A 7,546-nucleotide genomic window follows, 5' to 3' on the forward strand; every position below is an offset into this window, starting at 1 on the left:
CTGCAACTCATCATGTCCTGCCATGCGCCTCACCTGCTTGATCGCCGTCATTGGACGTGGCAAACCTAGCTGGATCGACCGGGCGGTTGGACGGAGGGGTAGCTATCGGTGGCCGCCTGGAAGAAGGCACCAGCCAGCCTGTTCCTCAAGTCGGCTGAGGAGTCCGTCGAAGATCTGCTTGCGACGCCGACCTGCGCCGAGAGATCAACGACGGCCTCCAGGTCGTGGAGAACTGGAACTCCGCCAACCACGACCTGTTCTACGGCAAGGACGGCGCCCTGACCGGCCCCGACAAGGAGTCCCAGGAGGTCTCCATGCTCGCCCTGCACCTGCTCCAGTCCGCTCTGGCGCACGTCAACACCCTGCTCCTCCAGGACATCCTGAGCGAGGCGAAGTGGCAGAAGGGCCTCACCGACACCGACCGGCGGGCCTGTCCCCGCTGCTCTGGATGAACCCCTAGGGCCGGTTCGAGCTGGACATGAACTCATATCTCGCCCTCGCCGCCACGGCGGCCATGATGCCCGGCCCCCGCACCGTGCCCGGAGCGGAAGCCGCCCGATCGGCGGCGGACGGTGGGTCGGGGTCGGCACCTGAAGACCCGCCCGCCCGGCGTCGCTCCCGGTCGGCTGGATCGTTGACCGGGTGAGGCGCCGGGCTGAGGAGAGACCCGAAGCCACCGTGCTCGCGGACGGCTCGATTCGGCTACGCGTCACGCCTGTGCAGCAGCAGGCTGCCGACCAGCAGCGCGGCCGCGGCCCACGTGGCGAGGACGCCCAGGCCGGCCCATGGCCCGATGGGCAGCTCGTGCAGATGGACGGTGGCTTGGACCGCGAGCCCAGCGGTCATGGGCGAGGTCTGCTGGAGGTGGCACTGCCACTCCGGGTCGTTGACCACCCGGGTGACGACCGGGAAGACGTAGAGCAGCCCGAGCACGATCCCGATGGCGCTCGCCGCTTCCCGTACCGCTGTCGCCATCCCGAGACCGATCAGGGCGATCAGGGCGAGGTAGAGGACCGAGCCCACGGCCGCCCGCGGGTTGGGCCGCCAGCCAGGGACAGCGGGGCATAGCCGTGCGCCTCGGTGAATCCGTTGCCGGGCAGGATGTAGCGGCCGACGAGGAGGGAGACCAGGACCGCAGCCGTCCCGGAGACGAGGACGACCGTGGTGAGGACCCTCGCCTTGGCGGTGAGGAGGGTGATCCGGTTCGGCACTGCCATGAGCGTTGTGCGGATCATCCCGGTGCCGTACTCGCCGCTGACGGCCAGCACCGCGAGGACGGCGATGACCGCCTGCCCGACGGTGACGCCGGTCAGGGCGACCTTGACGGCGTCCTTGCCGCACCCCGCGTCCGGGCACTTCACGGCCTTGGCGGTGCCGCAGCCGACGGCCACGGTCAGCGCGACGGCGAGCAGAAGCAACCAGCCCATTTCCCCTGCGGTGCGCAGCTTTGTCCACTCCGCGCGCAGGGCGCGGCCGAAGCCCCCTCGCCACGCGACGTCCGCCGTGCTCGCGAGTCGTGCACCGCTCAGGAGACTCATACGTTCCTCCCACGCAGCCGCACCACGGCCAGACCGAAGGCGAGCGCGGCGTATCCGCACAGCACGGCGATGCCGGCCCATGGCGCCAGCGGGTAGTAGCCGATCGATGGCTCGTACACGCTGAGCACCTGCGCGTACTGCGGCAGGGTCTGCTGGATGGCGAAGCCCGCAGCCGGGGTCACCCGGAGCAGCCACTCCGAGACGCCCGGGGGCAGCACGCCGGAGGTGGCAAGCAGGAAGGGCAGCACGATCGACGCGATGACCAAGGCGACCGCCGTGCCGCTGCGCCGCAGCAGGGCACCGACGCCGAGAGCGAGCACGGCGACGGGCCGCGCAGAGCGGGCCGGTTCCGACCATGACGCGCACTTCGGTCGCCGACGTGATGGGGAAGTCCTGGAAGCCCCTGCCGCGTGCGCTGCGTTCCCCGATGGGAATGGTGATCGCGGCGGCTACCAGGCCGATGGTGAACGCGACGCCCCCGGCCACCAATGCCTTGGCGTCAAGCACCCGGCCCAGGAGGGGAGTTGCCGCCAGGCTCGTACGCAGCAGAGCGCGCCGGTACTCGCCGGTGATGAACACCGTGCCCACGGCGGTCACCACGATCAGTCCGGCGAAGGTGCCGACGAGGAAGTTCTCGGCGGAGAAGCCGACGCCCATGACGGGCCCGCCGACGACCGGTGCGATGTCACCGGCCCCGGTCACGGTGAACCCGCCGCCGTCGGTCTGCGTGAAGCCGCCCTTAGTGGTGTTCGGGTAGCTGCCGGAGGTGCCCGCGTCGCCGCCCACCTGCGTGCCGCTCCACGCGCTCTGGGACCAGCCGCCGGTGAGGAAGGGACGGCCGAAGGTGCCGGTGGCCACGGCGGGGCTGAAGCCCGTGCCCGCCGCGGTGTCCTGCTTCGCCTCCGGTGACGTCGCGAAGAGCCCTGCCGGCACGGTGCGCGCAAGCCCAGGCAGCTTCGCATGGCCGACCTTGGTCCAGTGGGAGCCGTCGGTAGAGGTGGAACCGGTGAGGCTGTCACCGGAGCGGACCAGCCGCAGCCAGCGCGGGGACTCCTGGGTGACCTTGCGCACGCCGTGGCCGCCGGTGGCCATGACCGCCGCGTACGGGGCTCCCTGGGTGAGGCTTTCCTTCACGATGATCCCGGCCTTCGCCCAGGGCTGGGCGCCCTGGGCCGTCTTGCCGATTCCGGTGTCGGCCGCACCGCTCAGGGACCGCAGGGGAACGGTGAGGGCGCCGTCGCCGGTGAGCGTCTTGTGGACGAAGTAGAAGCTGTCGTTCACGGCCTCGCCGCCCGGGCCCTTCGGGTACGAAGCGGAGCCGGCGCCGCGACCGCCGGGTGCGGCCGTGCCGGGCAGGCCGACCACGATCGTCACCAGGAGCGCCCCCGCCATGGCGAGGACCCAGCCGCGTACCGTACGGAACTTCGTCCACTCGGCGTGCAGCGTCCTGAGGAACCCGCTCCGCTCAGCGCACCTCGTGGCCGGGGGGCGAGGGGTGAGGGTGGCGGTCATGGCGTGGCCTCCCCCACCGGGATGCCCCGGTACTCCACCGCGTCCCGGGTGAGCAGGGCCACGATCTCCTCGTCGGGCAGGCCCGTGACGCCGAGGGTGTCGGGGCCGGTGGCGAGAACGGTGGCGCCTGCGCCGTGCAGGACCTGGGCGGCGCGCGGAGGCGCGGAGGTATGCAGGGTGACCCGGCCGCCGGACGCCTCGGCGAGCAGGTTGCGTCGCCGCTGTCTTCGCGCCCACGCCGGGCAGTTCCCGCACCGGCCGGGGCCGCAGGAACGCTGTGATGGCCTCGGGGGAGTCGTCGATGACGGTGCGCCGGCCTGGTGGGGTGAGGGCGCAGGCCATGACGGCGAGCATCCGGTTGCCCGCACACCCCGCGGAACTGTGCAGGCCGAAGTGGGCGAGCGCACGCAACTGGACCACTTCGGTCAGGGCCCGGACGTCGCGCTTCCAGTACGGGAGGGCGCCGGTGTCAGGAACAGCTCGGTGTCTCATCACCGCGCTCTGTCGCAGGGCGTGGCCACCCGCGCGGGTGATGGGCGTTGCGCGTGATCTAGGGCACTTCTTTCGGATCAGGCCGGCTCCGAGCGACGGCGCCTTGGCGCATGCATCTGCACGGCGGAGGAGGGATTCGGCGACCGCGCTGCTGAAGGAGGGCGTGCCAGCCCCCGCGACCCCGGCAAGCTCTGAAAGAGAGGCCCAAGGTGCTGCGGCAGGCAGCGTCCTCGGCCAGCCTCGTGTGAGAGGTCCGGCCGACCGGCTGCAGGGCGTCCGACGGCTGGTTTTTGCCGGTTTCGTCCTTGCGGTAGGGGTACGTACAAGAGCATGTTGCGATCCGTCCTGTCGCCTGACGCTCGCGTGTGCGTGCACTGGCCGGGCGGGCCTGCCACAGCGGACGTGCCACACCTGGTCTGCGGGCGAGGCGACCCGCTGTCCGTCCGGCAGGCCGTCATCCTGGCGGGCGGAAAGGGGAGTCGGCTCCTGCCGCTGACCCGTGAGCGGCCCAAGGCGATGGTGGAGGTCCACGGGGTGCCGATCCTGCGGCACCAGCTCGACTGGCTCGCCGGCTGCGGAGTCGAACGCGTCGTGGTGTCCGCGGGACATCAGGCCCAGGTGATCGTCTCGTACCTCGATTCCCGTCCGTCGTCGCCACGGGCCGAGGCGGTGGTCGAGAAGCGGCCGCTGGGACGCGGCGGCGGACTGCGCCGGGCCGCGCGGGCCCTGCCGTATCCGGGCGAGCCGTGGTTCGCCCTCTACGGGGATATATGGACGTGTTTCTGCCTGTGCGCTATGCGCGCCCATCACCTGCGCAGCGGCGTCGCGGCGACCGTGGCGCTCGCCGGTCCCGGCCTGCCCGGGAGCGCGGTGGCCTGCGACGAGCTGGACCGGGTGACGGACCTCGCCCCGACCGTCCCGGGGCCGGGCCGGGTGAACGCCGGTGTGTACCTGTTCGCCTGGCGGGTCGTTGCCCTGCTCCCTGAGGAGGGAGACCACGCCGACAGCACACTGCCCCGTCTGGTCGGCGCCCGTCAGCTGGCCGGTTACTCAATCGACGCGCCCTGGCAGGCGGTCAACACCCCGGCGGATGTGATCAGGCTGGAACGCGATCTCGCCGCCCGACGGGCCACCTGTCCGGCTGGGGCCGAGTGTCCGTCAGGTCGGGCCGTCGTTAGGTGAATTCCGAGGGGTGCGCGGTATGGATGTGTCGCCGGTCGGGGTGTGGAGTACGGCGTTCACTCACGGTGATCCCGATCGGGCGAGAGTGTCGGCCTGCGAACTGGAGGAGCTCGGTTGCGGCACGCTGTGGCTGGGCGGCGTTCCCGGCGGCAACCCGAGCGGAGACCTGCACACCAGCCTGAACCTCTTCACAGCGACCTGGCACACGATCGCCGCCCCCTCCTGCGTCTCCATCTGGAACCTTCCGGCGGGACGGCTCGCTGCCGCCTACCGGGAGCTTCCCGCATCGCACCGGCGCCGGATGCTGGTGGGCCTGGCCGTCACTCACGCGGAGATCGCCCCGGCCTACCAGCGCCCATGCGGCGATGTCCGCCCATCTCGACGCTCTGGACGCATCCGCCGGTCCGTTGCCGAAAGCCGCGCGGCTTCTGGGCGCGCACCGGCCCCTGATGACCCAGCTCGCCGCGGACCGGACTGCTGGAGTGCAGCCCTACCTGGTCCCGCCGTCCCACACTGCCCGGGCACGCGCGGCGCTGGGGCCGGGCCGCTCCTCGCGCCGGTGCAGACGTCCGTGGTGGAGACCGACCCGGTCACGGCCCGTGCCACCGCGCGGCGGGCGATCGGCCCCTACCTCACCAAGCCCAACTACGTGCGGACCTGGCTGGAGAGCGGGTTCACCCAGGGCGACCTCGCCAACGGCGGTAGCGACCGCCTCGTCGACTCCCTCGTAGTGTGGGGATCCCCCGCCACCGTCGCGCAGCGCGCCCTGGCCCACCTCGAAGCGGGCGCCGACCATGTCGCCCTCCAGATCGTCACCAACACCCCGCACGCCTTCCCCCTCACCGCTTGGCGCGCCGTGGCCGAACACCTGCCCCACGCCCGAACCCAGGCTTAGTGCGGCAACCGAGTCTGGGGGGCTCCGGCCCTAGCCTTGGTTGCTGACCGAGCTCCCGGCTGAGGACCGACCCATCCCCGTCTTCACACACCAATCTGGTTGCGAGGTGGCACAGTTGACGACGAGAGAAGACCTTGCCTCCCAAGAGATCTTCGATCGATACCAGTTCACCGGGGCGGGCGCCAGTATGCTGCCCCAGCTTCTCAGAGCCCTCGGTGACCCGGGACGCAACCTGCGGGGCATGACCGTCGTCGGCACCAACGGGAAGGGATCGACCTGCGCGTTCGCCGTCTCCGCGTTGGCTGCGGCCGGGCTGCGAATCGGAAGCATGCCCAGCCCGCACCTGCAGCATGTCGCCGAACGCATCCGCATCAACGGGATACCGATCTCTCCTGCCGCGTGTCACCGCGCCTTCGTCACGGTCGACGACACCCTCAGAAGTACGGGCCTCGCGGTCAATGCAGGAGCAGTGCATGCAGCTGCAGCCGCGGTTCATTTCGCCCGCGCGGAAGTGGACCTGGCCGTCATGGAGGCCAACATTGGCGGCCAACGTACCGCGGTCAACTGCTTTGACCCCGGAGTAAAGGTCATTACCGGAGTGGGGCTGGACCACGAGCATCTGCTGGGAAACAGCCTGAGTGAGATCGCACGGAACAAGGCGGGCATTGTGCGGGACGGCGACCATGTTGTGCTCGGTGATTTGCCCGAGGAGGCGGCCAAGGCCATAGACGATGTCCTCAGCCGCCACGCGGGGTTGACGACCTGGCGCCTCCGTGAAGACATCCGTTATCAGCCACGTACGGACCGCGATGGGCGTGCCGTGCTGGACGTAGCCACCCCGCGTGCGGTGCACCGGGAACTCCACTGTCCGCTCCGCGGAGAACACCAGCATCGCAATCTGGCTCTTGCCGTAGCCGGCATCGACGCGCTGGCCGAACGAGGGCTGATCCGTGGCATCTCGGAGAATGCTCTGCGCAGTGGCCTTGCCGCGACCCGCTGGCCCGGTCGCCTCGAACTGCTGGCACCGGCCCGCCTCGGCTCCTGGACCGGCCGCCTACTGCTCGACATTGCCGCCAACCACCAGGGTGCAGCCACCGTGGCCCCGGAAATCCTGAGAGAATCCCGTGCCGCTGGGCGCGCGGCCCTCGTCTTCGGTACTCTCCAGTACAAGAATGTGGCAACCATGCTTGAGCCGCTGCCGGCTGACTGGCCGGTGGTACTGACCCGGGTCGGGCACCCCAACGAAGCGGCCCCGGACGAGATGCGCACCGCTTTGGCGTCACGCCGAGAAATGTACGTACGGGAGGAGACGGCTGACGCCGTCCGCCACGCCGCAGAACTCGTCGGGGCCGGCGGCCTCATCACCGTTCTGGGCACCTCCGTCCTTATTGGCCGGGTCCGTGAACTGTTCCAGCTCCCGCCCGGCTGACCGCTCCTGCCGGCGCCTCAACCTCCCTCGTAAATGAGCTGCTTCGAACGTGCTGTCTGCGGCCGGCTGGGTTCCCCGCTCATGGCGGGAGTGTCTGATTTGTCGGCCAGGGCCCGTTGTCTGTCGGCCGGCACTCAGGCGCCGCCAGCGGGTACCGAGCTCCCGGCGGCGCTGACGGAGCTTGGTGGGCAGGAAGCGCAGGGCAGAACTGGACACATCAACACCGGACGGGGTAGACAAGGATAGGAAGCCTCTGACGGAGACAGATTTCCTGGTCGAAAACCCATCTACCAGGGGCTTCACCTGTCTGTCAGTCCAACTGCTCCCCTTATCTGGCCAGTTGGCAAGACCTCAGTGCGCCCCTGCATTTGACGCGCCCGTGACCGTGCGTCAGGCCGACGATGGTGTCCAACTGAGCGCAGTACGCATCCTCAACGACCCGGTGGCACTCGGTCTGCAGATCGAGCAGGCCGGGCCCGATCCCGACGTGGTCCTGGA

Annotated in this window: 7 protein-coding genes and 1 pseudogene; 4 read left to right on the forward strand and 4 right to left on the reverse strand. The window is 70.1% G+C overall.

Going from position 1 to position 7,546, the window contains the following annotated elements:
* Window positions 1-224: 224 nt before the first annotated feature.
* Window positions 225-452, forward strand: a complete 228-nt coding sequence (locus ACFYZB_RS46455) for a Tn3 family transposase (RefSeq protein WP_388768175.1) — start codon at window positions 225-227, stop codon at window positions 450-452.
* A gap of 250 nt (window positions 453-702) precedes the next feature.
* Here the strand turns inward: ACFYZB_RS46455 and ACFYZB_RS46460 are convergent, their stop codons facing one another.
* From ACFYZB_RS46460 to ACFYZB_RS46470, 3 genes are read right to left on the reverse strand one after another with little or no spacing between them, the layout of a single operon-like run.
* Window positions 703-1,023: a hypothetical protein gene (locus ACFYZB_RS46460; RefSeq protein WP_388768177.1), complete on the reverse strand. Its 321-nt coding sequence runs from the start codon at window positions 1,021-1,023 to the stop codon at window positions 703-705.
* Entirely contained in the window at window positions 996-3,050 is a 2,055-nt protein-coding gene (locus ACFYZB_RS46465) for a hypothetical protein (protein ID WP_388768179.1), read from the reverse strand. Before ACFYZB_RS46465 ends, ACFYZB_RS46460 begins: the two co-directional genes overlap by 28 nt.
* Window positions 3,047-3,418: a hypothetical protein gene (locus ACFYZB_RS46470; protein WP_388768182.1), complete on the reverse strand. Its 372-nt coding sequence runs from the start codon at window positions 3,416-3,418 to the stop codon at window positions 3,047-3,049. The genes ACFYZB_RS46465 and ACFYZB_RS46470 overlap by 4 nt, the downstream gene beginning before the upstream one ends.
* A 526-nt stretch (window positions 3,419-3,944) precedes the next feature.
* Between ACFYZB_RS46470 and ACFYZB_RS46475 the strand changes: the two genes are divergently transcribed.
* From ACFYZB_RS46475 to ACFYZB_RS46485, 3 genes are all read left to right on the forward strand, one after another.
* On the forward strand, window positions 3,945-4,724 hold the full coding sequence (locus ACFYZB_RS46475) for an NDP-sugar synthase (RefSeq protein WP_388768184.1): 780 nt from the start codon (window positions 3,945-3,947) through the stop codon (window positions 4,722-4,724).
* A gap of 559 nt (window positions 4,725-5,283) precedes the next feature.
* On the forward strand, window positions 5,284-5,619 hold the full coding sequence (locus ACFYZB_RS46480; RefSeq protein WP_388768186.1) for a hypothetical protein: 336 nt from the start codon (window positions 5,284-5,286) through the stop codon (window positions 5,617-5,619).
* A gap of 115 nt (window positions 5,620-5,734) precedes the next feature.
* Window positions 5,735-7,048, forward strand: a complete 1,314-nt coding sequence (locus tag ACFYZB_RS46485) for a bifunctional folylpolyglutamate synthase/dihydrofolate synthase (RefSeq protein WP_388768188.1) — start codon at window positions 5,735-5,737, stop codon at window positions 7,046-7,048.
* Between the two features lie 120 nt (window positions 7,049-7,168).
* Here ACFYZB_RS46485 and ACFYZB_RS46490 read toward each other — a convergent pair.
* Window positions 7,169-7,288: pseudogene (locus ACFYZB_RS46490) on the reverse strand (IS5/IS1182 family transposase); the annotation flags it as partial.
* Window positions 7,289-7,546: the final 258 nt, after the last annotated feature.

Origin of the sequence: Streptomyces sp. NPDC001852 (genome assembly GCF_042891825.1) — a bacterium.
Lineage (GTDB): Bacteria > Actinomycetota > Actinomycetes > Streptomycetales > Streptomycetaceae > Streptomyces.

What these genes read in the sequence shown, in the direction of transcription:
- ACFYZB_RS46465 (WP_388768179.1), bottom strand. Translation starts at nt 3,050, where the DNA reads ATGACCGCCACCCTCACCCCTCGCCCCCCGGCCACGAGGTGCGCTGAG.